This is a genomic window from Mesorhizobium sp. M1027 (genome assembly GCF_040318745.1).
In the GTDB taxonomy this organism is placed as follows: domain Bacteria; phylum Pseudomonadota; class Alphaproteobacteria; order Rhizobiales; family Rhizobiaceae; genus Mesorhizobium.
The window spans coordinates 244,781-270,803 of the sequence record NZ_JAMYMW010000004.1 but is presented as its reverse complement, the minus strand read 5'-3'; the positions used below and the strand labels follow the sequence as shown (position 1 = coordinate 270,803).

Here is a 26,023-nt window from a genome sequence, read left to right as displayed (position 1 = left end):
GCGGCAAGACCGGTGCCGGTGTGACGGCAGGTCACGCCCTCAATGGCAGCACGCGGTCGGGCGGGCGATGACCGTCGAAGAAGGCGCGGATGTTGATGATTACCTTCTCGCCCATGTCGATACGGCCTTCGAGGGTCGCCGAGCCCATATGCGGCAACAGCACGACCTTGCCTTTGTGGGCAAGTTTCAGCAGCTTGCTGTTCAGCGCCGGCTCGTGCTCGTAGACGTCGAGGCCGGCGCCGGCGATCTTGCCGTCATGGATGAGCTTGACCAGCGATTCCTCATCGATGATATCGCCGCGCGCGGTGTTGACTATGTAAGCTGACGGTTGCAGAAGCGCCAGCCGCCGCGCCGAAAGCAGGTGGAAGGTTGCCGGTGTCGATGGGCAATTGACGGAGATAATGTCCATGCGGGCGAGCATCTGGTCGAGGCTTTCCCAATATGTCGCTTCCAACTCGTCCTCGATTGCCGGAAGCACGCGGTGGCGGTTGTGGTAGTGGATCGAGAGGCCAAAGGCCTTGGCGCGCCTGGCGACGGCGGTGCCGATGCGACCCATGCCGACAATGCCGAGCCGTTTGCCCCAGATGCGCCGGCCGAGCATCCAAGTCGGCGACCAGCCCGCCCATTTCTTGTCGCCGGTCAGCACGTTGGCGCCTTCGGCCAGCCGCCGCGGCACGGCCAGCATTAGCGCCATGGTCATGTCGGCCGTATCTTCGGTCAACACGTTCGGCGTGTTGGTGACGGTGATGCCTTTCTTGGCCGCTGCCGCAACATCGATCTTGTCGACGCCATTGCCAAAATTGGCGATCAGCTTGAGGTTGTCGCCAGCCTGGGCAATCAGCGCCGCATCGATATTGTCGGTCACGGTCGGCACCAGCACGTCGGCCTCCTTGACCGCCGCCACCAATTCCGGCTGCGTCATCGGCCTGTCCTCGACATTCAAGCGGGCGTCGAACAACTCGCGCATGCGGGTCTCGACCGGGTCGGGCAATTTGCGCGTGATGATGACGAGGGGCTTCTTTTTGCCTGCCATTGTTTCCTCGAACCCGATCTCGTTGAGACCTCTTTAACCAAGAACGGCGAAACTGAGAGCCGATCGCGGTACCGGTCATTCATGTAACAAGCGGTTCCGCCGAAGACAAAGAAAAAGGGGCGAAGGCCGATGGGCCGGCGCCGAAAGGAACGAAAGTGTCTGGTTTCGCGTCGCTCCGCCTGACCCTCAGTGCAGCATTCCTCGGCGCTCTCATCCATAGCCCACTGGTGATGGCGCAAAGTGCCGCGGCACCCGCCCAGAGCGTCACGCTCGGACCAAGCGGCTTGCCGCTGCCGCGCTTCGTCAGCCTGAAATCCGGCCGCGTCAACTCGCGCGTTGGGCCGGGCGTCAATTATTCCGTCGACTGGATGTATATGAAGCCAGGCCTGCCGATGGAGATCATCCAGGAGTTCGATACGTGGCGCCGTGTGCGCGATGCCGACGGCTCGGAAGGCTGGATCAATCAGTCGCTGCTTTCGGGCCGCCGTACGGCGATCGTCGCCCCCTGGCAGCGCGGCAAGGACGCTCGCGTCAACCTCCTGGACGATCCGGCAAAAGATGCTGGCGTCATCGCGATCCTCGAACCGGGGGTGATGGGCACGATCAAGTCCTGCGATGGCCAGTGGTGCGAAATGACCTTCGACGGTCATACCGGCTGGCTCGCGCAGTCGCTCGTCTGGGGTGCCTATCCCGGCGAAAAGGTCAAGAACTGACGTTTCTGGACCGCAGGTCGGGCCAGCACGGCAAGCACCGGATCCGGCACTTGTTTCGCTGATCTTCGGTTCGGGGATGGTTTAGCGGCCGATGCGGCCGAGATGGGTATCCTGGAAACTGCTCGACAGCTTCAAGCCATATCCCAAACAACCACCAGGAACACCAGCGATCGCATAGAAGACAAAAGCCGCCACCGCGACTGCGACCCATTCGAGCCGGAGCGTCAAATCCAGGAATTTCATAAGGCGCCGGTCAGTCGCAGCGTTTCGGACGCAGTCTCACCACGATATCGACATTGGCGATCTCCATGCCTTCCGGCGGTTCCGGCAAGTTGGAAACCGTCACCGGGCCGCTGTCGATATCGAAGATCCTGTTTTCGCCCTCGATATAGAAATGATGGTGATCGGAGGTGTTGGTGTCGAAATAAGTCTTCGATCCCTCGACGGCAAGGATGCGCAGAAGACCGGCCTGGGTAAACTGGTGCAGAGCATTGTAGACGGTGGCCAGAGACACCGGCACGCCGGCGGCAAGCGCCTCCTCGTGCAGTTCCTCGGCCGAAAGATGGCGGTCGCCCTTGGCGAAAAGCAGATCGGCCAGCGCGATGCGCTGGCGTGTCGGCCTCAGACCGGCCTCGCGAACCCGCTTGTCCACAGCGACATTATCCTTCCGGCAACCCAGATCCATCTACCCGTCGCGCTCACAGTTCCGCCTCAGACACGCCCAAAATGGCAGAAATAGAGCATCTGCCGAAACTGAACGTGTCGTGACATATATTCTGTCGACCGAATGCGATCAATAGCGCGCATTGACCCGGGCAGACGGGCAGGTTAAGCGCAAACGCCGGTTTCCGGCCTGAAACAGATTGTGTTAGGAAACCACCGACAAGGGCGCCTATCGCCCGGGACGATCACGGGGACGAGATTGATGGCGGGTTCGAAATCCAGCTACGGTTACGAGGAATTGCTTGCCTGCGCCCGCGGCGAGCTGTTCGGACCGGGAAATGCGCAGCTGCCCTATCCGCCGATGCTGATGTTCGACCGCATCACCGAGATCAGCGAAACTGGCGGTGCGTTCGACAAGGGTTTCATCCGCGCGGAATTCGATATCAAGCCGGATTTGTGGTTTTTCGCCTGCCATTTCATTGGCAATCCGATCATGCCGGGATGCCTGGGCCTGGACGCCATGTGGCAGTTGACGGGGTTCTATCTCGGATGGCTCGGTGAACCCGGCAAGGGAATGGCTCTGTCGACCGGGGAGGTGAGGTTCAAAGGCATGGTCACGCCAACGGTCAAGAAGGTGGAGTATGGCGTCGACTTCAAGCGGGTGATGCGCGGTCGGCTTGTGCTTGGTATCGCCGATGGCTGGCTGAAGGCAGATGGCGAGCCCATATATGCGGCAACGGATCTGAAGGTCGGTCTTTCCAAGCAATCGGCCGCCGTCTGAACGAAGACCCTACAGTGCCACGTCTTGGACGTCCAAAGGACGCTGTAGCACTTTAATTTTGCGCATGGTTCCGTTCCGCAAATCGATTTCAGGTTTCGGAGGTCCGCGCTGGAAGGAGTTGCGAATGAGACGGGTCGTAGTCACAGGTCTCGGCATCGTGTCGTCGATAGGCAATAATGCCAACGAGGTGCAGACCTCGCTGCACGATGCCAGATCCGGCATCAGCTTCTCCGACTCTTTCGCCGAGCATGGCTTCCGTTGCCGGGTGTGGGGTGCGCCGACACTGGATCCGTCGGGCATGATCGACCGTCGCGCCATGCGCTTCCTGTCGCAGGGTGCTGCCTGGAACCACGTCGCAATGGACCAGGCGATCGCAGATGCCGGCCTCGACGAGACCGACATCACCAACGAGCGCACCGGCATCGTGATGGGCTCCGGCGGACCGTCGACCCGTGCAATCGTCGAGGCGGCCGAGACCACGATCAAAAACGGCAGCCCCAAGCGGATCGGCCCGTTCGCGGTGCCAAAAGCGATGTCGTCGACCGCGTCGGCGACGCTTGCCACCTGGTTCAAGATCCACGGCGTCAACTATTCCATCTCATCGGCCTGCTCGACGTCTGCGCATTGCATCGGCAATGGCTACGAGCTGATCCAGTGGGGCAAGCAGGACATCGTCTTCGCCGGCGGCCATGAGGATCTCGACTGGACGATGTCGGATCTCTTCGATGCCATGGGCGCCATGTCGTCCAAGTTCAACGACAGGGCATCGGTCGCCTCCCGCGCCTACGACGTCGATCGCGACGGATTCGTCATTGCCGGCGGCGCCGGCGTGCTGATTCTTGAAGAGCTCGAGCACGCAAAAGCGCGCGGCGCCAAGATCTATGCCGAGATCGTCGGCTATGGCGCCACCTCGGACGGCTACGACATGGTGGCGCCATCGGGCGAAGGCGCGGCACGCTGCATGCGACAGGCAATGGCGACCGTCACTTCACCAGTCGACTACATCAATACGCACGGCACCTCGACGCCGGTCGGCGACTCCAAGGAAATGGGCGCCATCCGCGAGGTGTTCGGAGAGGAAGTGCCTTTCATCACATCGACGAAATCGCTGACCGGCCATTCGCTAGGTGCGGCCGGCGTGCAGGAATCGATCTACTCGATCCTGATGATGCAAGGCGGCTTCATCGGCGAGAGCGCCCATATCGAGAACCTCGATCCGGAATTCGAAGGCATGCCGATCGTGCGCAAGCGCATCGACGACGCAAGGATCGACACTGTTTTGTCCAATTCGTTCGGTTTCGGTGGCACCAACGCTACGCTGATTTTCCAGCGCTATTCCGCATAAGGATTTGCCGACCATGGACGGATTGATGAAGGGCAAGCGCGGGCTTGTCATGGGTGTCGCCAACGATCATTCCATTGCCTGGGGTATCGCCCGCAAACTGTCCGAACATGGCGCGGAACTCGCCTTCACCTATCAGGGCGAGGCCTTCGGACGCCGGGTCAAGCCGCTCGCCGAGAAGCTGGGCGCATCGCTGGTGGTGCCTTGCGACGTCGAGGACAGCGCATCGGTCGCCGCAACTTTCGAGACCTTGGGCAAGGCATGGGGTGGGCTGGACTTCATTGTCCACGCCATCGGTTTTTCCGACAAGAACGAGCTGAAAGGCCTCTACGCCGATACCAGCCGCGACAATTTCATCCGCACCATGGTGATCTCCTGCTATTCCTTCACCGAGGTTGCCCGCCACGCCGCCACGTTGATGAAGGACGGCGGCTCGATGATCACGCTGACTTATGCGGGTTCGGTTCGCGTCATGCCGAACTACAACGTCATGGGTGTTGCCAAGGCCGGGCTGGAGGCCAGCGTCCGCTATCTAGCCAACGACTACGGCCCGCGAGGCATCAGGGTGAACGGCATATCGGCGGGACCGGTACGGACGCTTGCGGGCGCCGGGATTTCCGACGCACGCCACATGTTCTCCTACCAGCAGCGCAACTCGCCGCTACGCCGTACGGTGACGATCGACGAAGTCGGCGGCTCCGCGCTCTATTTGCTGTCCGACCTGTCGTCCGGCGTCACCGGCGAAATCCACTATGTCGATTCCGGCTATCACATCGTGTCCATGCCGACGCTTGACGAGTTGAAGCAGACCGACGCCGGACGGGAATAGCGCGAGCGACACGTCGCCGGCTTGCCCCGCAGCGTTTCAGCGTCGCGCCGAGAAGACCGTGAACATGCCGTCGCGGGCGAGCTCCCCATGGCTGGAGAAGGCGGCCGCCAGCACCGGTTCGTAGGGAAGCTGACGGTTTGCCACCATGAACAACCGGCCGCCCGGCTTCAGCGCTTTGCCTGCCGCGCGGATCATACCGGCACCGATTTCCGGCTCAGTCGCCCGGCTGCGGTGAAAGGGCGGGTTCATGACGACCACATCGTAGCGGCGCTCGACCGGTTCGCTCAAAAGATCTGTCCAGAAGAAACGTGGTTCCACGCCTGTGCTGCCGACATTGGTTTTGGCCGCCTCCAGCGCCTCGAAATCCGCTTCGTAAAGGTCAAGCGCCGATATGCCGGGTGAGCGGGCGGCGACCTCGGCAGCGACATAGCCCCAACCGGCACAGAAATCCGCAACACTGCCACGCAGATCGTTGGGCAGATTTTCGACCAGCAGCTTCGATCCCGCATCGATCTTGTCGAAGGAAAACATGCCTGGGGCCGTGCGGAAGCGGTCCTCGACCACCAAATCCGGATTGGCGGCTCGAAGCGTTGCCGCGGCAACGGTATCGGCCGGCCGGCGAAACCAGAAGGCAATGCCGTGATGCTTCGGCAGGTGGCCTTCGAGCGGCACAAGGGCGCCGACATGCTTGCGCAGGCTGGCGACGCCATCGTCCTTGCCGCCGGCGACGACGATCAACCCCCCTGGTGCCACGCGTTCGACCGCTTCGGCGACGCGCAACTCGTTTTGGCCGCGATGGCGGCCGGCGAGCACAAATGCCGCGTCGAAAGCCTCGCCTTCGACCTGCGGCGTGACAGTGAAGCCGGATGCCTGCAAGGCACGAAAATGCGGCCTGAAGCCTTGGACGAGATGAAGCTTGGCATCAAAGCCTTCGGGTAAGCGAAAGCCGGGCTCGGCACCGAGAAAGAGAATGCATTCATCCTTTCGTGGCAGGGACACAGCCCCCGCCTCGAATGGATGGAAAAGCGTCTTCAGCGGCTCGGCGGACATTCACCACTCTTGAACTGCAAGGCTGTTGTTGAATGCAAACGGGCGCGACCTTCCGGCGCGCCCGCTTCGATTGCATAGTTAGATCAGCTTAGGCGGCGTTTTCTTCGCCTTCGCTCTTTTTGTCGCGAGCGATTTCCTTGCCGGTGGCCTGGTCGACGACCTTCATCGACAGGCGGACCTTGCCGCGCTCGTCGAAGCCCATCAGCTTGACCCAGACCTTGTCGCCTTCCTTGACGACATCGGAGGTCTTGGCGACACGATCATTGGCGAGCTGCGAGATGTGGACGAGACCGTCACGCGGGCCGAAGAAGTTGACGAAAGCGCCGAAGTCGGCGGTCTTGACGACCGTGCCTTCGTAGATCTCCCCGACTTCCGGCTCAGCGACGATGGTGTGTATCCACTTCTTCGCCGCCTCGATCTCCTTGGCGTTGGCCGAAGCGATCTTGACCGTGCCGTCATCCTCGATGTTGATCTTGGCACCGGTCTTTTCGACGATTTCGCGGATGACCTTGCCGCCCGAGCCGATCACATCGCGGATCTTGTCGGTCGGAATGTGCATGACCTCGATGCGCGGTGCGAACTCGCCGAGTTCGGCACGCGCGCCGGACAGCGCGTGGGCCATTTCGCCGAGAATGTGCTGACGGCCCTCCTTGGCCTGGTCAAGCGCGATCTTCATGATCTCCTCGGTGATGCCCTCGATCTTGATGTCCATCTGCAGCGAGGTGATGCCGTAGGCGGTGCCGGCAACCTTGAAGTCCATGTCGCCGAGGTGGTCCTCGTCGCCAAGAATGTCGGAGAGCACGGCGAAGCGCTCGCCTTCCTTGATCAGGCCCATTGCAATACCGGCGACCGGCTTGGCCAGTGGCACGCCGGCATCCATCAGCGCCAGCGAGGTGCCGCAGACGGTAGCCATCGATGACGAACCGTTGGACTCGGTGATCTCCGAAACGACGCGCAACGTATAGGGGAACTGGTCGGCGGTCGGCAGCATCGGCCGGATGGCGCGCCAGGCGAGCTTGCCATGACCGATTTCGCGGCGGCCCGGCGAACCCATGCGGCCGGTCTCACCGACCGAATAGGGAGGGAAGTTGTAGTGCAGGAGGAACTTCTCCTTGTACATGCCGGTCAGCGAATCGACATACTGCTCGTCCTCGCCGGTGCCGAGCGTGGCGACGACCAGCGCCTGGGTCTCGCCACGGGTGAACAGCGCCGAGCCGTGCGTGCGCGGCAGGACGCCGACTTCCGAGACGATCTTGCGGACCGTCTTCAGGTCGCGGCCGTCGATGCGCGAGCCGGTGTCGAGGATGTTCCAGCGCACGACCTTGGCCTGGAGTTCCTTGAACACGGTGCCGATCTGTTCGGACGTGTACTTGGCCTCTTCGCCTTCTGCCGGCGCGAACGCGGCCTTGACCTTCGCCTTGACGGCGTCGACGGCGGCATAGCGCTTCTGCTTGTCGGTGATCTTGTAGGCGTCGCGAAGCTCGCCTTCGACGATCTTGAGCATCTCGGCTTCAAGTGCGGAATAGTCTGGGGCGGTGAAGTCGCGCGGGTCCTTGGCCGCGACTTCAGCCAGCTTGATGATCGCGTCGATCACCGGCTGGAATCCCCTGTGGCCGAACATGACGGCGCCCAGCATAAGGTCCTCGCCGAGTTCCTTGGCTTCGGACTCGACCATCAGCACGGCGTCGGCGGTGCCGGCGACGACCAGGTCGAGCTTCGATTCTTGCATCTCGTCGACGTGCGGGTTGAGCACATATTCGCCGTTGATGTACCCGACGCGGGCGGCGCCGACCGGACCCATGAACGGCACGCCGGACAAGGTCAGGGCGGCGGAGGTGGCGACGATCGACAGGATGTCCGGATCATTTTCGAGATCGTGCTGGACGACAGTGACGACGATCTGGGTGTCGTTCTTGTAGCCTTCGGCGAAGAGCGGGCGGATCGGGCGGTCGATCAGGCGGGAAACCAGCGTTTCCTTCTCGCTCGGACGGCCTTCCCGCTTGAAATAGCCACCCGGGATCTTGCCGGCGGCGTAAGTCTTTTCCTGGTAGTTGACCGTCAGCGGGAAGAAATCGAGGCCGGATTTCGGCTCCTTCATCGAGACGACGGTGGCGAGAACCTTGGTTTCGCCGTAGGTAGCCAGCACCGCGCCATCAGCCTGACGCGCGATCTTGCCGGTTTCGAGAATGAGCGGGCGGCCGCCCCATTCGATTTCCACTTTGTGGTAATTGAACATGTCTTGTCCTTCGTATGCGGAAAGGGCCGCGCCGTTTCAGCGTGCGCGGATGCCCTTTCCCTTGGCTTCCTTTCTCGGGCAGCCACGGGCAAGACAACGGGAAGCTCGGCTATTCGGCGCGGTGCCGCACGAGCGTCCTGCAATCCTGCCCCATGACCGTCCATGGGCGGTTTCGAATGGCCCTCTGCTGTTTCGAAACCGGGTTGGCCAATCGATCCGACTGGCCTTGCGCGTGAACCCGAAAACCAGGTTTTCGGAAAGTATCCTGCGCAAATCTAAAACTTCAGAGCGTCCTTTGCGCAGCCAAACCGGTGCGCGGCGCTCTGCTTTCTTCATTGGAGCCTTGGATGATCCGATGCTCCAATGCGCGACCGGCGGGCTCTCGAAAGAACCCGCCGGTCAATTCGTCAACGGCGCAGACCGAGCTTCTCGATCAGCGTCTGATAGCGCGCGTCGTCCTTGCGCTTGAGATAATCAAGCAGGCTGCGGCGCTGGGAAACGAGAGCGAGCAGACCACGGCGGGAATGGTTATCCTTCTTGTGGTCCTTGAAATGATCGGTCAGGTTCTTGATGCGCTCGGAAAGGATGGCCACCTGAACTTCCGGAGACCCGGTATCGCCCTTGGCGGTTGCGAATTCGCCCATCAATTCCTTCTTGCGTTCGGCAGTAATCGACATCGTGTTTTTCCTTGTCTGTTTGAGGAAACGGGACGCCCTCAGCCGGGATGTCGTCCAGCAGGGGCCGGTGCAAGCAACGCGTCAAAGCGCGAAGCTGCGGCGCATATAGTGCAATTCCGACAAAAAGGCCAGCCTAATTCACAAGCCGGCTTTTCGCTGCATAAACGGGCACTTCCGCCTAGTCAGAGCCATTTCTTCCATTTGAAGTACGCAAAGAGCCCGACCGCAACAAGCGCCATGAAGGCGAGCGACAGGGGATAGCCGTAATAGGCCTTCAGCTCCGACATATTCCAGGGCGAGGTGTCGGGGTCGAAATTCATGCCCCATACGCCGACGAGAAAGGTAAGCGGCATGAAGATCACCGAGACGATCGTCAGATAGCTGATGACGTCGTTGGTGCGCGCCTGGCTGAGCGACAAGTGCATCTCGATCAGGCCGGTCAGCATGTCGCGCTGGGTTTCGACCAGTTCGATCAATCGCAGCGAATGATCGAGCGTGTCGTTCAGGAATATCTTGGTTTCGGCCTTCACATAGGGCACGTCGTTGCGGATCATGGTCGCCAGCGCATCGCGCATCGGCCAAAGCACTCCCTTCAGCACATTGGCATCGCGCCGCAATTCGTGAAGCTGCCGCATCTGGTGCTTGTGCGCCTGGTGCAGCATCTGGTCCTCGATGCTATCGACCAATTCGCCAGCAGCCTCGATCGGCGGGAAATAGCTGTCGACGATGGCGTCGATCAAAGCATAGGCGAGATAGTCGGCGCCGCGCGAGCGCAAGCGGTTGGGCACCGAGCTTGCGATCCGCTTGCGCACGGGGTCGAATGGGTCGCCTTCGCGCTCCTGGAAGGTGACGACGAAGGTCTTGCCGAAGAAGACGGCGATCTGTTCGTAACGGTGCGCGGTGACGTCGTCGATCATCCTGACGACGACAAAGGCGTGGTCCTCGAAGAAATCCACCTTCGGCCGCTGACCGGTGTTGACGACGTCTTCCAGCGCCAGCGGATGCAGGTTGAAAATCCGGCCGATCTCCTCGATCAGCTGGATATTGGCGAGGCCTGTGCAGTCGAGCCAGATGACCGGCCAATTGTGGCAATGGGTGTTGACGTCGTCGATGCTGGCATTCTCGATCGTCTTGAACTTTTCAGGCGAGATCAACGTCAGCCTGAGCTCGGAGCGGCGCGCCGCCGGGTCGGCGATCAGCGTGCCCGGCGAAGCCCCGACCGGCGGCCTCCGTGTTTTGAGCGCCGCTCGTTTGTTGACCGTGTCAGCCTTTGCCATGTGCCCCCTCGAGTGCAGCGTCGAACGGCACTACAGCGCAGCGCATCCTTTCGGACGGCAAACGGCACCGTAGCCCCGTTGATCTAACGCATGATCGTTTCCCAAAATAGAATCCGGTTTGGAGATCATGCGCCGGGCCACAGCTGTTACCCGATAAAGACCCGCTTTGGCTTGAACATGCCTTGCTCAATGGCGCCGATGGCGACCAACTTGCCGCGCGCGGTGGCGCAGGCCTCCTCCGCTTCCACCGGCGCGTCACGGCCGCGAATGATGACCGGATTGCCGAGGCGGATTTTGGTTGCCGCATCATCGCTGATCGCGACCTGCGGCAGGCATTCGAGCGCCGCGGCGGTGTCGACCAGGAGTGCATCGATGGCACCGAAGTCGATCGGGGCGTCCGCTGCTTGCGGCTCGCCCTGCTCGCCGAAGCGGGCGATTTCCAGCTCGGCCAGGGTGACGAAATCTTCCTGCGTGAACGGCTCGACCTCGACCCGCCGCAGCTCGGCAATGTGGCCGAAGCAGCCGAGGTCGCGGCCCATGTCGCGCGCCAGCGAGCGGACATAGGTGCCCTTGCCGCATTCGACCTCGAAGACGGTGCGATCGACCATATGCTCGACCAGGTCGAGCCGGCCGATCTCGACCTCGCGTGCCGGAATGTCGACCGTCTCGCCATCGCGGGCAAGGTCATAAGCGCGCTCGCCGGCGATCTTGATCGCCGAAAATTGCGGCGGCGTCTGCATGATGACGCCGGTATATTTCGAAAGCAGCGCCAGCACGTCGGCTTCCGCCGGACGGCGGTCCGAGCTTTTGGTCGCCGGGCCTTCGAGGTCGTCGGTCGAACGCTCCTCGCCCCAGGCAACCGTGAAGCGGTAGACCTTGGCGCCGTCCTGGACGTAAGGCACGGTCTTAGTCGCTTCGCCGAGCGCGATCGGCAGCATGCCGGACGCGAGCGGGTCGAGCGTGCCGGCGTGGCCGGCCTTTTCCGCCTGGAACAGCCATTTGATCTTGGACACGGCTTCGGTCGAGCCCATGCCGACCGGCTTGTCCAGTACCAGCCAGCCCGAGATCGGCCGGCCCTTCTTCTTGCCGCGACGCGCCACTATTCGCTATCCTTCCGGTCGTCTTTGTCTTTGTCGTCGGCGCTGAGATCGCGCGCCACTTCGGGCGAGTGCAGCAATTCGTTGATCTTCTGGAAATTGTCGTAGCTGGTGTCGAGCCGGAAGCGGAATTCCGGCATGTACTTCATCTGCCGCAGCGCGCCGGAGACACGGCCGCGGACGAACTTCGCATGCTTGTTGAGCGCTTCGACCACCACGCCGGCATCCTTGGCGCCAAGCGGTGAGACGAAGGCGGTGGCGATCTTCAGATCGGGCGACATACGCACTTCGGAAACCGAGACCACGGCATTCTCGATCAGCGGATCGAGAATTTCGCCGTGCTGCAAAGTCTCGGAGAGCGCATGGCGCACCTGCTCGCCGACGCGCAGCATGCGCTGGGATGGGCCAGCTGTTGATGGTCTTGGCATGAAAATCTCTTCTCTCAGTGCGGGTTCGAACCGCCTCAAACGGTTGACTTAGCGCCGTTGATCCGGCTTGGCTACCCCAAGGAACCTGCACCTCAGCTAATGTAAGGTGCGCGGCACTGAATGCTCTGTCTCCGGGCCGGCCTGTAATGAGACCATGAACGAAACGATCCTGTCGTATTCGGCTTTCAAATCGCTCTCGGACCCAAATGCACTCATCGGAATAAACCAGCCACCCTCTTGCGTCACAAAACCGATGCCGAATTCGGTCAGAGTAACTCGGCTTACGGATTTCCATCCGATGTGGATCTCTGTATCTGCGGCACGCTTTGAGATGCCGGCGACATCCACTCGGATCATGGTGGGTTCAGGCTCGAAATGAGCAACCTCGACTCGCCTCGCCAGAATGGGGCCGAGATTGATCATGATACCCGTGACAATGGTCATCATGCCCACAACTCCCGCGACTCCGGCCAAAGCACCGGAGCCGTCGAGATAGTTTGTGGCAAGCACAAGCGGAATGCCAACGAGAAAGCAGTAAAACAACCGTCTCAGGGCGCCGAGACGACTTTCGCTCCGCGCCCTTGAGTAGACCCCTGAAAAATCGGCAGGAGACAGAACAAAGCGGTACTCAAGGCTTCGTTCTTGCTCCATATGCCGACACTACAGCGTCCTGGTCACCATCTCGACGCGGAAGCACTCGATGACGTCGCCGGCGCGCATGTCCTCGTAGTTCTGGAAGGCCATGCCGCATTCCTGGCCGGCCGGAACTTCCGAAACTTCGTCCTTGAAGCGCTTCAGGGTCTTCAGCGTGCCTTCGTGGATGACGACATTGTCGCGGATCAGGCGCACGCCCGCACCACGCTCGACCTTGCCTTCGGTGACACGGCAGCCGGCGATCTTGCCGACCTTGGTGATGTCGAAGATTTCGAGGATCTCGGCATTGCCGATGAAGGTCTCGCGACGCTCCGGCGAGAGCAGGCCGGAAAGAGCCGCTTTCACATCATCGACCAGATTGTAGATGATCGAATAGTAGCGGATCTCGATGCCTGCCGCAGCCGCGGCTGCGCGGGCCTGCGCGTTGGCGCGAACGTTGAAGCCGATGATCGCAGCCCCGGACGTTTCCGCCAGCGACACGTCGCTTTCGGTGATGCCGCCGGCCCCGGCATGGACGATGCGGGCGCGCACCTCGTCGGTGCCGAGATTGTCGAGCGCCGCATTGATCGCCTCGATCGAGCCCTGCACGTCGCCCTTGATGACCAGCGGGAATTCCTTCAATCCGCTTGTCTGCAATTGCGACATCATCTGTTCAAGCGAGCCGCGCTGGCCGGCATGCCTGGCCACCGCCTTCTCACGCGCCAGACGCTGGCGATATTCGGTGATCTCGCGGGCGCGGGCCTCGTTGTTGACAACGGCGAAACGGTCGCCGGCCAGCGGCGTACCTTGCAGACCGAGGACTTCCACCGGCATTGCCGGCGGCGCTTCCTTGACCTGCTCGCCGCGATCGTTGACGAGCGCGCGTACCCGGCCCCATTCGTTGCCGGCGACGAGAATGTCGCCCGGCATCAATGTGCCGGTCTGCACCAGCACGGTAGCAACTGGGCCGCGGCCCTTGTCGAGCTGGGCTTCGATGACCACGCCTTCGGCGGTGCGGTCCGGATTGGCCTTCAGGTCGAGGATTTCGGCCTGCAGCAGGATCGCTTCGAGCAACTTGTCGAGATTGATACCCTTGGTAGCCGACACCTCGACATCCAGCACCTCGCCGCCCATCGATTCGACGAACACCTCGTGGCGCAGCAGTTCCGAGCGCACCTTCTGCGGATCGGCGTCATGCTTGTCGATCTTGTTGATCGCCACAATGATCGGAACGCCGGCCGCCTTGGCGTGATTGATCGATTCGATCGTCTGCGGCATGACGCTGTCGTCGGCTGCCACCACGAGGATGGCGATATCGGTCGCCTGGGCACCGCGGGCACGCATCGCCGTGAAGGCGGCGTGGCCGGGCGTGTCTATGAACGTGATCTTGTGACCGTTCTTCTCGACCTGATAAGCGCCGATATGCTGAGTAATGCCGCCGGCTTCGCCGGACACGACGTTGGCATTGCGGATGGCATCGAGCAACGAGGTCTTGCCGTGATCGACATGGCCCATGATCGTTACCACCGGCGGACGCGGCTGCAGGTCCTCGGGGCGATCGGCGATGTTGAACAAGCCCTCTTCGATGTCGGACTCGGCGACGCGGCGGACCGTGTGGCCAAATTCGGTGGCGACCAGTTCGGCCGTGTCAGCGTCGATGACGTCTCCAGGCTTCAGGATCTGGCCCTGCTTCATGAAGAACTTGACCACGTCGACAGCGCGCTCGGACATGCGCTGCGCCAGCTCCTGGATGGTGATGGTTTCGGGCAGGATCACTTCACGCATGACTTTCTCGCGTGGCTCGTTATGCAACGCGCGCTTGAATTTCTCCTGACGGCGGCGCATCGACGAGAGCGAGCGGGCGCGCGCATCCTCGTCGGAAAGAGCCGAATTCAGCGTCAGCTTGCCGCGGCGGCGGTCTTCCTCGCCCTTGGTCGGCTTGGCAGGACGTGCCACTTCGGGCGTGACCAGACGGCGCACCGGTGCACCGGCACCGGCCCGCTTCGGCTTGACCTCTTCCTCGTCATCGACTGTCGCCAGTTCGGCGGCGAGCGGCGCACGGCGGCGCGCCTCTTCCTCGGCACGGCGGCGGGATTCGGCCTCGGCTTGCAGCCGTGCCTCTTCCTCGGCCTGACGCCGAGCCGATTCCTCGCGCTCGCGGCGGCGGCGCTCTTCGTCCTCGCTGCGGCGCTTGGCCTCCTCGATGGCGCGCTGGCGATCCTCGACGTCGCGGACCTTCGAGCCCTCGAGAGCCCGGCGGCGTGCTTCCATTTCCTGGCGCGACAACTCGTTCAGCACCATGCCGCCGCGTTCGATCGGCGGGGGAGGCGGCGGCGCCTTGGGAGCTTCCTGCACGGCAGGCGCTGCCGCGACCGGCTTCGGCGTGAAAACGGACACAGGCGCTGCCGCCGGCTCCGGCTTGTCGCCAGGCAGCGAGAACTTGCGTTTCTTGGTCTCGACGACCACCGACTTGGTGCGGCCATGCGAGAAGTTCTGGCGCACCGTGCCCTGTTCCATACCGGGGCGCTTCAGCGTCAAGGTCTTCTTCGGCGTAACACTCAGCGTCTTGTCGTCGCCCGATTTCGTATCGCTCATTCCATATCCTCTGCGGCATCATCTTCGTCAGCAACGGCCGCAAGCATTGCCAGATCGTCCGGGGAACCGCCCCGATATCGGTCGAGCGCAACCATGCGCTTCTGGACCGCCCTGCCCGCGTCTCCCGCGAGAACGGCAGCATGTATCACATTTGTACCCCCCAATGCCAAGCTCAACTCGGCCTCGGAGAAAAGTTTGTAAGCGCGGATCGCAGGCCCGCCGAGGTGGACGGTTGCCCGTCGCGCCTGGCTTATCTTGCGGACGCCATCGTCGGAGGCCTCGGTCGCGTGGAGCACGAAAAGTGCAAGTCCGCCGCGCACGACGCTCTCGACCTTGGTCGCTCCGAGCGCTATGGCGCCCGCCTTGCGGGCCAAGCCAAGCATGCCCAGAGCGGACCTGGAAAGCAGCGCGTCGACCATACCGCCAAGATCGGCTGGCACGCTCACCTGCGCCTTGAAAGCACGGGCAAACAGGTTTTTGGCCGCCGCCTTTTCTATATGTAGGCGGTCGGCCGTCACCCAGCAACCGCGGCCGGGCAGGTTTCTCTTGATGTCCGGAACGACGGCCGAATCCGGGCCGACGACGAAACGGATCAGCTCATCCGGTTCGGCTTGCCTGCGGGTGACGATGCAGGTGCGATCGTTCATCTCGTCCAAGGGCGGGTTCGGTGCGATGCGGTTTCACCTCACGCACCGACGGTTTCGTCAGCCGGCGCACCCTCGGCGGCAAGCTCGTCTTCGGTGATCCAGCCAGCCTTCAGGCGAGCCGCCAGGACCATCTGCTCGGCATCGGCGCGTGATACGCCATGGTTGGCGAGCACACCCGGGAATACCTTCGTCTCGCCGTCCTTGCGTTCTTTCCAACCGGTCAGGTCGTCGGCGGCGTAGCCGGCGAAATCCTCGATCGTCTTCACGCCGTCCTCGCCGAGCGTCACCATCATGGCGGTGGTGATGCCGGGAATCTCCCGCAATTCATCCTTGACGCCGAGGGCCTTGCGCTTCTCGTCGTGCTCGGCTTCGATCTTCTCCAGATATTCGCGGGCGCGGGTCTGGATTTCCGAAGCCGTGTCCTCGTCGAAGCCGTCGATCGACGCGATTTCGCCGGAATCGACATACGCGACTTCCTCGACGCTGGTGAAGCCTTCGGACGCGAGCACCTGGCCGACCATCTCGTCGACGTCGAGGGCTTCCATGAACAGCGACGACCGTTCGACGAATTCCTTCTGGCGGCGTTCGCTCTCTTCCTGCTCGGTCAGGATGTCGATATCCCAGCCGGTGAGCTGCGAGGCAAGACGGACGTTCTGGCCGCGGCGGCCAATGGCCAGCGACAGCTGATCGTCGGGAACGACGACCTCGATGCGCTCGGCATCCTCGTCGAGCACGACCTTGGCAACTTCCGCCGGCTGCAACGCATTGACAATGAAGGACGCCGCCGAAGGCGACCACGGAATGATGTCGATCTTCTCGCCCTGCAATTCACCGACGACCGCCTGGACGCGGCTGCCGCGCATACCGACGCAGGCACCGACCGGATCGATGGAGCTGTCGCGCGAGATGACAGCGATCTTGGCGCGCGAACCCGGATCGCGGGCGACCGACTTGATCTCGATGATGCCGTCGTAGATTTCCGGCACTTCCATGGTGAACAGCTTCGCCATGAACTGCGGATGGGTGCGCGACAGGAAGATCTGCGGGCCGCGCTGTTCGCGGCGCACGTCATAGACATAGGCGCGGACGCGATCGCCATACTTGTAGTTTTCGCGCGGAATCAGCTCGTCGCGGCGGATGATCGCCTCGCCGCGGCCGAGATCGACGATGACGTTGCCGTATTCGACGCGCTTGACGGTGCCGTTGACGATCTCGCCGATACGGTCCTTGTATTCGTCATATTGCCGGTCGCGCTCGGCCTCGCGCACCTTCTGCACGATGACCTGCTTGGCCGACTGGGCGGCGATGCGGCCGAAATCCATCGGCGGCAGCTGTTCGGCGATGAAATCGCCGAGCTGGGCGTCCGGATTTCGCTCGCGCGCCGAGGAAATGGCAATCTGGGTCGCGTAGTCGTCGACCTTCTCGACCACTTCCATCAGCCGCTGCAGCTTCATCTCGCCGGTATTCGGATTGATATCCGCCCGGATATTGGTTTCCTGGCCGTAGCGCGAGCGCGCGGCCTTCTGGATCGCATCGGCCATGGCGGCGATGACGATCGACTTGTCGATCGACTTTTCACGCGCGACCGCATCGGCGATCTGCAGCAGTTCAAGCCTGTTGGCGCTTACAACCATCTTCTTTCTCCCGAGCTTGTCGCCGACCTTACCGCCGGCAGCCCAATCACATTTCCTGTTCGGTTTCGTCTTCCGCACCCGCTGGTGCGTCTTCGGGTTCGCCGCGGCGTTTCCTGGCTTCCTTGCGCGCCCGGTTGTCCTTCGACAGTGCATCGCGGATAAGATCGTCGGTCAGAACCAGCCGCGCTTCGGCAATCGCATCGTAGGGAACACGCACCGTCGGCTCCTCGCCGTAAGCGGCCTTGTCGCGCTCGATCACCACACCGTCCGCGTCGCTTTCGGCGATCCTGCCCTTGAAGCGCTTGCGGTCGGCGACGAGAACCGACGTCTCCATCTTCACCAGATGGCCGGTCCAGGCTGCAAAGTCCGATTTGCGGACCAGCGGCCGGTCGATGCCCGGCGACGACACTTCGAGATGATAAGCCTTCTCGATCGGATCATCGACATCGAGCGCCGGCGACACCGCCCGGCTGACCTCTTCACAATCCTCGACCGTCATGGTGCCGTCCTCGCGCTCGGCCATGATCTGCAGCGTCAGCCCGTTCTGGCCCGACAGGTGCACACGTACCAGGCGGAAGCCAATGGCCCGCAGTACCGGCTGAACGATCAGCGCGATGCGCGCATCGATGCCGCTTTCGCGGATGATGCGATCGTCGCCTTCGCTTGCCATCACTGTCATTCGGTCCTGTCGCTCGATCCCTGTTGGTCGGCAGGTAATAAAAAAGAGCGGGACCGGGTGGACCCACTCTTCGTCATACCGACCAAGAATTTGAAGCTGATATAGACGATCGTGGTCCTCGTTTCAAGCCCGTCGTGCATGACGGCAAGGCTCCGAGTCCGCAGCGCTGCGCCAAATGCATGGCGCCCATGCAGTGATCCCCCTTTGAGCACCGGCCACGCACGACTATCTATATTGCATTGCACAATTGGAGCGCTCACTGCGTTCGAAAGGGTACGATCATGAACAATCGTGGATTTTTTTCAGCCATAGGCGATGTCTTTAGCGTGTTCGGCAGCGCCGTAGCAGCGTCGCGGGCTGTGGAAAACGGTCGCAAGCCGCGTGCGCATGATCTGCGCAATCTCGGCATGGAGCCGGCAGCCTTCGACAATATCCGTCGCTTCTGAGCCAGGTGAGCGCCGAGAGCCTTCGGCCCGCTCGCCTTGTGCTCAGCTCTAATTTCCCGATTATTTCCGCACGAAGGTCAGATAGGCGGGCCGTCGGCCTTCGCGAATGGCCTTGGCCTCATAGCGCGTCCCCGGCCAGCCATCATAGGGCCGATGCCAGTCGGCGGCTTCGCTTGCCTGCCACGTGAAGGCGCCGTGCGCACGGCAATGCAGCAGCGTCCAGTTCACATAGCTGTCGATGTCGGACGCAAAGTGGAACTTTCCGCCGTGCTTCAGGACGCGCCCGAAGCGGTCGAGATTGACCGGGCTGACGAAGCGCCGCTTCCAGTGCTTCTTCTTCGGCCACGGATCCGGATAGAGGAGGTCAATGCCGTCAAGCGAAGCCTGCGGCAGCCAGTCCAGCAGGCGCGTGGCGTCGTCATCATAGACGCGCAGATTGGCAAGCGGCCGCTCCCGGACCGCCATCATCATCTTGGCCATGCCGTTGACGAAAGGCTCGACGCCGATAAAGCCGGTCGCCTGGCTGGCCGTAGCACGGTGCAGAAGATGTTCGCCGCCGCCAAAACCGATTTCGAGCTGGACAGCGGAAACTTCGGCTTCGAAAAGGCTGCGCAGATCGGCCGGCGGTTCAACCGTCAGATCGAGCCTGTAGGCGGCGAAGCCGCTCTCCAGCGCCGCTGCCTGCTGTGGTCGAATGGTCTTGCCGCGCCGGCGACCGAAAAAGGCCTCGGTCGCACGGCTTGGCCGGTCCTTCGGGTCCATAGGCGCCGCGGTTAGGCGGCGACTGCTTCGGCGACCGGTTCGGCGAGAGCGTCCTTGAGCGCCTTGGCGAGATCGGTCTTCTCCCAGGAGAAGGATCCGTCGCGGCCGGCCTTGCGGCCAAAATGGCCGTAGGACGACGTCTTGGCATAGATCGGCTTGTTGAGATCGAGGTGGCGGCGGATGCCAGACGGCGACAGGTCCATCACGGTGCGCAGTGCACGCTCGAGCTTTGCCTCGTCGACCTTACCGGTGCCGTGGAGGTCGACGTAGATCGACAGCGGCTGGGCGACACCGATCGCATAGGAAAGCTGGATAGTGCAGCGATCGGCGAGCTTCGCGGCAACCACGTTCTTGGCGAGATAGCGCGCCGCATAGGCGGCCGAGCGGTCGACCTTGGTGGTGTCCTTGCCGGAGAAAGCGCCGCCGCCATGGGGCGCAGCCCCACCGTAGGTGTCGACGATGATCTTGCGGCCGGTCAGGCCGGCGTCGCCGTCGGGCCCGCCGATGACGAACTTGCCGGTCGGGTTGATGTACCAGTTGCAATTGTCGGCGATCTTCAGGTCGCCCAGTGCTTCGCGAATATAGGGCTCGACGACGTTGCGCACCTTCTTCGAATCCCATGTCTCATCGAGATGCTGGGTCGACAGCACGATCTGCGTCACTTCCGCCGCTTTGCCGTCGACATAGCGGACGGTGACCTGGCTCTTGGCATCCGGCCCGAGCCTGCCTGCATCACCGCTGCCTTCATGGCGCGCAGCGGCCAGCAGTTCGAGGATCTTGTGGCTGTAATAGATCGGCGCAGGCATCAGGTCCGGGGTTTCGCGGCAGGCATAGCCAAACATGATGCCCTGGTCGCCGGCTCCCTCCTCACCTTGCCGGTCGGAGGCGTTGTCGACGCCCTGGCCGATATCCGGCGACTGGCCGTGCAGCAGGACCTCGATCTTGGCCGTCTTCCAGTGGAAGCCGGCCTGCTCGTAGCCGATTTCGCGGATTGCCTTGCGGGCGACCGACTTGAACTTGGCCGGGTTGACAATCGGATGGCCGGCCGCATCCTTCAGGACATTGCCCTCCTTGTCCTTCTTGAGCAGCGTCTCGGGGACGCGCACCTCGCCGGCGATGACAACGCGATTGGTTGTCGCAAGCGTCTCGCAGGCAACGCGGACCTTCCACGGGTCCATGCCGGTCTTTCTGGCTTCGCGATAGACGAGATCGACAATCTCGTCGGAGATGCGGTCGCAGACCTTGTCGGGATGGCCCTCGGCAACGGATTCCGAGGTGAAGAAGTAATTGTGCCGCGTCACGGGTGTCCCCTCTTGAAAAAATATCGGCAGGCCGCCGATTTTGGCGCGCCAGTTGTTAACGGTGCCGGGCGCCGGTCGTCAAGCCATGCAGCCGTTCTGGCATGAATTTTGACGTTATTTATCTTTGCATCCCGAGACGGCGGCAGGGCGCACTGCGATCAGCCCTTGCGCCAACAGACTGAGGGAAAACGGCTTCGAGGAAGCGTGTCGAGCAAAATCGATCCGCGCTTTGGCGCATCTGCGGAATGCACATCCCTCGATGCGGGCAAGCGCGAGAAATTGCCTGCCCAGCCACGACGAACTCTACCTCTTTGAACTCTTCGCGAGCCAGTCAATCGACCTCGTCGGTGGAGAGCGACTTCACAAGCTCAATGATCTTACGGCGCACTTTCACGTCGGCGATCTTGACGAAGGCGCGATTCAGCTGGAGCCCTTCCGGGCTGCCGCAGAATTCGACGGCGGAGGTCATCGACGCATCCTCGGCAAATCCACGGTTGCCCACGGGCTCCTGACCGGGCGCATCCTCGAAAAAGAAGGCGACGGGCACGCCGAGTATGGAGGCGATTGCCTGCAAACGGCTGGCGCCAACGCGATTGGTGCCCTTTTCGTACTTTTGGATCTGCTGGAACGTTATGCCGAGGTTTTCGCCCAGTTTTTCCTGGCTCATTCCCAGCATATTGCGGCGAAGCCGGATGCGGCTTCCGACGTGGATGTCGATCGGATTCGGCTTTTTCTTGTTTTCTTCTGTCATTTTGTCCTCGCCGAATTTTTCCGGCTTTTTCTACTTTGCTGCCCAAACGACGCCGCGGCCCGTGCCCCAACAGAACGACCTTATCGACTTCGAAAATTTTCAGGCGCTTACAGTATGAGTTTCTAATGTGTCGGCTGTCAATTCGCCCGTAGCCTTTGCCTTACGTTCAAAATGCATGCCGCTACGGCGAGCAAAAACATGATCAGCATTCCGTTAATGCGTCGTTGGCTGGAGGAAACGATGGCTTGGTTGGAGATCGGCACACGCACATCGATGGCGCCGCGTGCATCGATTGCCAGCGCGTCGACGATGCGACCGTGCGGGTCGACAACGGCCGAAATGCCGTTATTAGCCGCGCGCAACAGGGGCACCCCATTCTCCACCGCCCGGATCTGCGCCTGCCTGAAGTGCTGGTACGGCCCCGGCGTGTCGCCGAACCAAGCGTCATTGGTGACGTTCACAATAAGCGCGGCTGTCGTAGCGTCAACCGCGACGAGATCGGGAAAGATGACCTCATAGCAAATAAACGGCAGCGCCCGGATACCGCCGGGCAGCGCGATCGGGTGCCGCTCATTGCCGGCCGCGAAGGTCATCGGACCGGCAACAAGCTGCTCAAGCCCGAGGCGGCCGAGCAGATCGGCGAAAGGCAGATATTCGCCGAAGGGGACCAGGTGGACCTTGTCCACGGCATCGACGATTTCGCCCCTTTCGTCGATCGCCACGACCGAGTTGTAGTAACGGCTGCGAGCCGCCGAGCCGCCTTCCTCGCGAACGACGCCGGCAAGCAGCATCTGGCCATCGCCAAGCATCTCTCCGATGGCAGGCAAGGCATCCGGACGTTCGGTGAACAGAAACGGCACGGAGGTCTCCGGCCACAGGATCAATTGCGGCCTGTCATGGCCGGGTTCCGGTGCCCTGGCCGAAAGCCCCATCATGGTGGCGAAGATGCGGTCACGCACCGAGGCATCCCATTTTTCCGTGAGATCGACGGCAGGTTGCACGATACGGACGTCGAGGCTATGGGCCGCCGGTTTTTCGGGGGCGGCGAGCCGGATATAGCCGAAGCCGGCATGGGCGGCGACGAGAACGACAAGCAACGCCGCGCCGAGGCGAAGATGCTGGCGCGCCGCAAGCAGCGCCGGCAGCGCGAAGACGAAGACCGCCAGCGCGTTCATGCCGACCATGCCGGTCACCGAGACGCTCTGCATCAGCAAAGGCACCGGCATCGCCGCATAGCCGACGGCATTCCACGGAAAGCCGGTGAACAGGAAGCCGCGCAGCCATTCCGCCAGCGCAAAGCCGAAGGCGAGCGCGGCGATGCGGCCGATGTCGTTGCTCCACAACAGCCGGGCAACCACGGCAGCGAAACCGTAAAAGAAGGCCAGCGCGAGGGGGATGCCGACCACCGCGAACGGCAAGGCCCAGGCAAAGCTGTCGGCCTCGACCAGAAGCGCCGAGCCGACCCACCAGAGACCGGCAAGAAAGTAGCCGAAACCGAACCACCAGCCGACGGCGAAAGCCGGCCGCAAGCGCCGCAGAAAACCGTCCGAGGCTTCGCCGGTCGCGCCATCGAGAAGCCACACCAGCAGTGGGAACGAAACGAAGCAGACGGCGAAGAAATCGTAAGGCGCCTGGGCAAGAACCGCCAGCGCCCCGGCAAGAAACGCCACCAGCGCGCGCCGCCAGCCCCAAAGCAGAATTATCCGGCCGGCCTGGCGCTCCATCAATGCTTCCGAGTCGTGCGAATCAGGACGCAAGATTTATCAGGCCGCGGGCTTGCCTCCAAACAAACCCTAAGCCTGCTCGGTGCGCACGGCGCGGCGCCGCCGCTCGCCCTTCAAGGTCTCGACGATGCGCACGCGCTTGACGCGGCGCGGATCGGCGTCGAGCACATGGAACTCGAAGCCGGGTATGGCCTGCACCACTTCGCCGCGCGCCGGCACCCGGCCAAGCGTATTGAAGATCATGCCGCCGATCGTGTCGACATATTCGCCGTGCTCGCCGGCGGCGAAATCCTCGCCGATCATCTTGGCGACGTCGTCGATCTCGGCCTTGCCGTCGACGATGAAGACGCCTTCGCCGGCCTGGGTGATCATCGGCTCGTCCTCGTCATGCTCGTCCTCGATGTCGCCGACCACCATCTCGACGATGTCCTCGAGCGAGACGAGGCCGTCGGTGCCGCCATATTCGTCGATGACCAGCGCCATCTGGGTGCGCGTCGTCTGCATTCGCCCCATCAGGTCGGAGGCGAGCATCGACGGCGGCACGAACAGCACCGGTCGGATCAGGTTGAGATCGCCGATGGTGCGCGCCAGATCGACCTGGGCGAGATCGAGAACCGTCGCGACCGGGGTTTTCCTGGTCGTCCTGCCCTTTCTGACGCGGGCGACCTTGGTGATATGCGCCAGCACGTCGCGGATATGAACCATGCCGCGCGGGTCGTCGAGCGTCTCCGAATAAACTGGCATGCGGGAGTGGCCGGACTGTTCGAACAGCCCCAGAAGATCGCCGAGCTTCGTCGTGATCTCGACCGCCTCGATGTCGGCGCGCGGCACCATGACGTCCTCGACCCGCACTTCGCGCAGGCGCAGGATGTTGTTGAGCATGGCGCGTTCGCCGGGCGAGAAGGATTCTGCATCGCTCGCCGTTTCGGCAAGCGCACCGGCAATCTCCTCGCGCAGGCTGGTGCCGTTGCGGTGCCTGAAAAGCCCGAGCACGCGATCGAACAGGGAAGGACCGGCAGGCGATGCCTCGCTGGCGAAGCTGCCGGTCGTGGTACTCGGACTCGAGCCCTCTTCCGTCGTTTCGGAAGGCTTGATCGCACTGCCGGCGTCGGAGCGGGCGGCAGTCTCTGGTTTGTCGTTCATCATCGTCCGGTCAATTGGTCTTTTGTAATTACGTGTAGGGATCGGGAATGGCAAGCCTCGCAAGTGCTGCGCGCTCTGTCGCTTCCATCAGGTCCGCTTCGGCATCCGTTTCGTGATCATAGCCCAGCAAATGCAGCAGGCCATGGATGACGAGATGGGAGATATGGTCCTCGACGGGCTTGTCTTCCAGTGCCGCCTCGCGCGCGACAGTCTCGGCGGCCAGTACAATGTCGCCGAGCATCGGCGGCAGGGGCCCGCCCCTGGCAAAGGGAAAAGCCGGAAAAGACAGGACGTTGGTCGGCTTGTCCTTGCCGCGCCAGCCGGCATTGAGCGTACGGATATGGGCATCGTCGGAAAAGACGATGCTGAGCTCGGAACGGCCGTCCGCACCGGTCTCGGCAAAGGCGGCCGATACCGCGTGGTCGACCAGCCGCGTCAGCGTCGTCTCGTCGGGCCAGTCGCCCGCCTCGATCGCGATATCGATCTCGACGGGAAGCGGCCCTCCCGCCTTTTGCTCCTCAGCCATGCGGCCGCATAATCATATCAGCTTTCGACACCCAAGCCCCTGGCCAGCTTGCCGTCACGGTCGTAGGCCTTGACGATCTCGGCGACCAGCGGATGCCTGACGACGTCGCCTTCATTGAAGCGGACCGTCACCATGCCGGTGACGCCGTCGAGAATTCTCAGCGCCTCGACCAGGCCGGATTTGGTGTTCGGCGGCAGATCGATCTGGGTCGGATCACCGGTGACGATCATGCGCGAGTTCTCGCCGAGCCGGGTCAGGAACATCTTCATCTGCATCGGCGTGGTGTTCTGCGCCTCGTCGAGGATGACGGCGGCATGCGCCAGCGTACGGCCGCGCATGAACGCCAGCGGCGCGATCTCGATGACCTCGGCGGCAATCGCCCGTTCGACCTTGTCGGCCGGCATCATGTCGTAGAGCGCGTCATAGAGCGGCCGCAGATAGGGATCGACCTTCTCCTTCATGTCGCCCGGCAGAAAGCCAAGCCGTTCGCCGGCCTCGACCGCAGGGCGCGACAGCACAATGCGTTCAACCATGCCGCGTTCGAGCAGCATTGCCGCGTGCGCCACCGCCAGGTAGGTCTTTCCGGTGCCGGCCGGGCCGATGCCGAAGACGAGTTCCGACCGCTCCAGCGCGCGCATATAGGCGTCCTGGTTCAGCGAGCGGGCATAGATGGTCTTCTTGCGTGTCGATATCTGGGCGGCGGACACCTTGCCCTTGCGCTCCAGCGTCGGCAGCGTCAGCTGGTCGTCGGTGGCGATCGCCATGCGCACCGCACCGTCGACATCGGACTGGCCGATATCAGTGCCTTTCTGCAGAATGCCGTAAAGATTGTCCAAGGCGCGGCGTGCCTGCTCGGCGGCCGAGGAAGAGCCCTTGATGGTCAATTGGTTGCCACGCGAGCGGATGTCGACGCCGAGCTTCTGCTCGAGCCTGGCCAGATTCTCGTCGAACTGGCCGTAAAGGGCGCTGGCAAGCTTGTTATTGTCGAAAGTCAGTACGATGTGCGCCATATCCGAGGCCCCGGAGGGTAGATTCTGGGGCAGGTTCTTGACTTCA

General features: G+C 62.3%; 26 protein-coding genes. 5 read left to right on the top strand and 21 right to left on the bottom strand.

Annotation, left to right across the window (positions count from 1 at the left end; translation table 11 throughout):
• Positions 1-31: 31 nt before the first annotated feature.
• Positions 32-1,033: a 2-hydroxyacid dehydrogenase gene (locus tag NKH50_RS10415; RefSeq protein ID WP_254816279.1), complete on the bottom strand. Its 1,002-nt coding sequence runs from the start codon at positions 1,031-1,033 to the stop codon at positions 32-34.
• A gap of 155 nt (positions 1,034-1,188) precedes the next feature.
• On the opposite strand from NKH50_RS10415, the gene NKH50_RS10410 reads away from it, so the two are divergent.
• Entirely contained in the window at positions 1,189-1,746 is a 558-nt protein-coding gene (locus NKH50_RS10410; protein ID WP_023676915.1) for an SH3 domain-containing protein, read from the top strand.
• Between the two features lie 81 nt (positions 1,747-1,827).
• On the opposite strand, the gene NKH50_RS10405 is transcribed toward NKH50_RS10410, so the two are convergent.
• Together NKH50_RS10405 and irrA are read right to left on the bottom strand one after the other, a co-directional pair.
• Positions 1,828-1,989, bottom strand: a complete 162-nt coding sequence (locus NKH50_RS10405) for a hypothetical protein (RefSeq protein ID WP_352644393.1) — start codon at positions 1,987-1,989, stop codon at positions 1,828-1,830.
• Between the two features lie 10 nt (positions 1,990-1,999).
• Positions 2,000-2,431 (bottom strand): iron response transcriptional regulator IrrA, encoded by a 432-nt coding sequence (gene irrA, locus NKH50_RS10400; RefSeq protein WP_023676913.1) that lies wholly within the window; start codon positions 2,429-2,431, stop codon positions 2,000-2,002.
• Between the two features lie 240 nt (positions 2,432-2,671).
• Between irrA and fabA the strand changes: the two genes are divergently transcribed.
• The 3 genes from fabA to fabI all read left to right on the top strand — a co-directional run bounded on the left by fabA (position 2,672) and on the right by fabI (position 5,361).
• Positions 2,672-3,190 (top strand): 3-hydroxyacyl-[acyl-carrier-protein] dehydratase FabA, encoded by a 519-nt coding sequence (gene fabA, locus NKH50_RS10395; protein WP_352506149.1) that lies wholly within the window; start codon positions 2,672-2,674, stop codon positions 3,188-3,190.
• Positions 3,191-3,314: 124 nt separating this feature from the next.
• Positions 3,315-4,535 (top strand): beta-ketoacyl-ACP synthase I, encoded by a 1,221-nt coding sequence (gene fabB / locus NKH50_RS10390; RefSeq protein WP_352506148.1) that lies wholly within the window; start codon positions 3,315-3,317, stop codon positions 4,533-4,535.
• Positions 4,536-4,548: 13 nt separating this feature from the next.
• The gene (gene fabI, locus NKH50_RS10385) at positions 4,549-5,361 is read left to right on the top strand and encodes an enoyl-ACP reductase FabI (protein WP_352506146.1); all 813 of its coding nucleotides are present in this window, start codon (positions 4,549-4,551) and stop codon (positions 5,359-5,361) included.
• A gap of 36 nt (positions 5,362-5,397) precedes the next feature.
• Here the strand turns inward: fabI and NKH50_RS10380 are convergent, their stop codons facing one another.
• From NKH50_RS10380 to rimP, 11 genes are all read right to left on the bottom strand, one after another.
• Entirely contained in the window at positions 5,398-6,411 is a 1,014-nt protein-coding gene (locus NKH50_RS10380; RefSeq protein ID WP_352506145.1) for a class I SAM-dependent methyltransferase, read from the bottom strand.
• A gap of 88 nt (positions 6,412-6,499) precedes the next feature.
• A complete protein-coding gene (gene pnp, locus NKH50_RS10375) occupies positions 6,500-8,647 on the bottom strand; it encodes a polyribonucleotide nucleotidyltransferase (protein WP_352878429.1) in 2,148 nt (715 codons plus the stop codon).
• Between the two features lie 407 nt (positions 8,648-9,054).
• Positions 9,055-9,366: a 30S ribosomal protein S15 gene (gene rpsO / locus NKH50_RS10370; protein ID WP_280940423.1), complete on the bottom strand. Its 312-nt coding sequence runs from the start codon at positions 9,364-9,366 to the stop codon at positions 9,055-9,057.
• Between the two features lie 140 nt (positions 9,367-9,506).
• Positions 9,507-10,601 carry a magnesium/cobalt transporter CorA gene (corA, locus tag NKH50_RS10365; RefSeq protein ID WP_352878426.1) on the bottom strand — a complete coding sequence of 365 codons (1,095 nt, stop codon included), beginning with the start codon at positions 10,599-10,601 and terminating at the stop codon, positions 9,507-9,509.
• 146 nt (positions 10,602-10,747) lie between these two features.
• Complete coding sequence (truB, locus tag NKH50_RS10360; RefSeq protein WP_352740338.1) at positions 10,748-11,701, bottom strand: tRNA pseudouridine(55) synthase TruB; 954 nt, start codon at positions 11,699-11,701, stop codon at positions 10,748-10,750.
• Complete coding sequence (rbfA, locus tag NKH50_RS10355; protein ID WP_352878423.1) at positions 11,701-12,126, bottom strand: 30S ribosome-binding factor RbfA; 426 nt, start codon at positions 12,124-12,126, stop codon at positions 11,701-11,703. The genes truB and rbfA overlap by 1 nt, the downstream gene beginning before the upstream one ends.
• Before the next feature lie 96 nt (positions 12,127-12,222).
• Complete coding sequence (locus tag NKH50_RS10350; RefSeq protein ID WP_352878420.1) at positions 12,223-12,777, bottom strand: hypothetical protein; 555 nt, start codon at positions 12,775-12,777, stop codon at positions 12,223-12,225.
• Positions 12,778-12,786: 9 nt separating this feature from the next.
• The gene (gene infB / locus NKH50_RS10345; RefSeq protein ID WP_352740335.1) at positions 12,787-15,354 is read right to left on the bottom strand and encodes a translation initiation factor IF-2; all 2,568 of its coding nucleotides are present in this window, start codon (positions 15,352-15,354) and stop codon (positions 12,787-12,789) included.
• Positions 15,351-16,001, bottom strand: a complete 651-nt coding sequence (locus NKH50_RS10340; protein ID WP_352740334.1) for an RNA-binding protein — start codon at positions 15,999-16,001, stop codon at positions 15,351-15,353. The genes infB and NKH50_RS10340 overlap by 4 nt, the downstream gene beginning before the upstream one ends.
• Positions 16,002-16,039: 38 nt before the next feature.
• The gene (gene nusA / locus NKH50_RS10335) at positions 16,040-17,635 is read right to left on the bottom strand and encodes a transcription termination factor NusA (protein ID WP_352686820.1); all 1,596 of its coding nucleotides are present in this window, start codon (positions 17,633-17,635) and stop codon (positions 16,040-16,042) included.
• Between the two features lie 46 nt (positions 17,636-17,681).
• Positions 17,682-18,314 (bottom strand): ribosome maturation factor RimP, encoded by a 633-nt coding sequence (rimP, locus tag NKH50_RS10330; protein WP_352644410.1) that lies wholly within the window; start codon positions 18,312-18,314, stop codon positions 17,682-17,684.
• Positions 18,315-18,595: 281 nt separating this feature from the next.
• Between rimP and NKH50_RS10325 the strand changes: the two genes are divergently transcribed.
• Positions 18,596-18,760, top strand: a complete 165-nt coding sequence (locus NKH50_RS10325; RefSeq protein ID WP_352644412.1) for a hypothetical protein — start codon at positions 18,596-18,598, stop codon at positions 18,758-18,760.
• A gap of 60 nt (positions 18,761-18,820) precedes the next feature.
• On the opposite strand, the gene trmB is transcribed toward NKH50_RS10325, so the two are convergent.
• The 7 genes from trmB to NKH50_RS10290 form a co-directional block, all read right to left on the bottom strand.
• Entirely contained in the window at positions 18,821-19,522 is a 702-nt protein-coding gene (gene trmB / locus NKH50_RS10320) for a tRNA (guanine(46)-N(7))-methyltransferase TrmB (RefSeq protein ID WP_352740330.1), read from the bottom strand.
• Between the two features lie 11 nt (positions 19,523-19,533).
• Positions 19,534-20,823, bottom strand: coding sequence for a methionine adenosyltransferase (gene metK / locus NKH50_RS10315; RefSeq protein ID WP_023719567.1), 1,290 nt, complete (start codon positions 20,821-20,823; stop codon positions 19,534-19,536).
• Between the two features lie 331 nt (positions 20,824-21,154).
• The gene (locus tag NKH50_RS10310; RefSeq protein WP_023676895.1) at positions 21,155-21,574 is read right to left on the bottom strand and encodes a helix-turn-helix domain-containing protein; all 420 of its coding nucleotides are present in this window, start codon (positions 21,572-21,574) and stop codon (positions 21,155-21,157) included.
• A 137-nt stretch (positions 21,575-21,711) separates the two neighbouring features.
• A complete protein-coding gene (gene lnt, locus NKH50_RS10305; RefSeq protein WP_352878416.1) occupies positions 21,712-23,298 on the bottom strand; it encodes an apolipoprotein N-acyltransferase in 1,587 nt (528 codons plus the stop codon).
• A gap of 69 nt (positions 23,299-23,367) precedes the next feature.
• Positions 23,368-24,441: a hemolysin family protein gene (locus NKH50_RS10300; RefSeq protein WP_254816261.1), complete on the bottom strand. Its 1,074-nt coding sequence runs from the start codon at positions 24,439-24,441 to the stop codon at positions 23,368-23,370.
• Positions 24,442-24,469: 28 nt separating this feature from the next.
• Positions 24,470-24,967, bottom strand: coding sequence for an rRNA maturation RNase YbeY (ybeY, locus tag NKH50_RS10295; protein WP_352878413.1), 498 nt, complete (start codon positions 24,965-24,967; stop codon positions 24,470-24,472).
• 17 nt (positions 24,968-24,984) lie between these two features.
• Positions 24,985-25,977 (bottom strand): PhoH family protein, encoded by a 993-nt coding sequence (locus tag NKH50_RS10290; RefSeq protein WP_352464821.1) that lies wholly within the window; start codon positions 25,975-25,977, stop codon positions 24,985-24,987.
• Between the last annotated feature and the right edge of the window lie 46 nt (positions 25,978-26,023).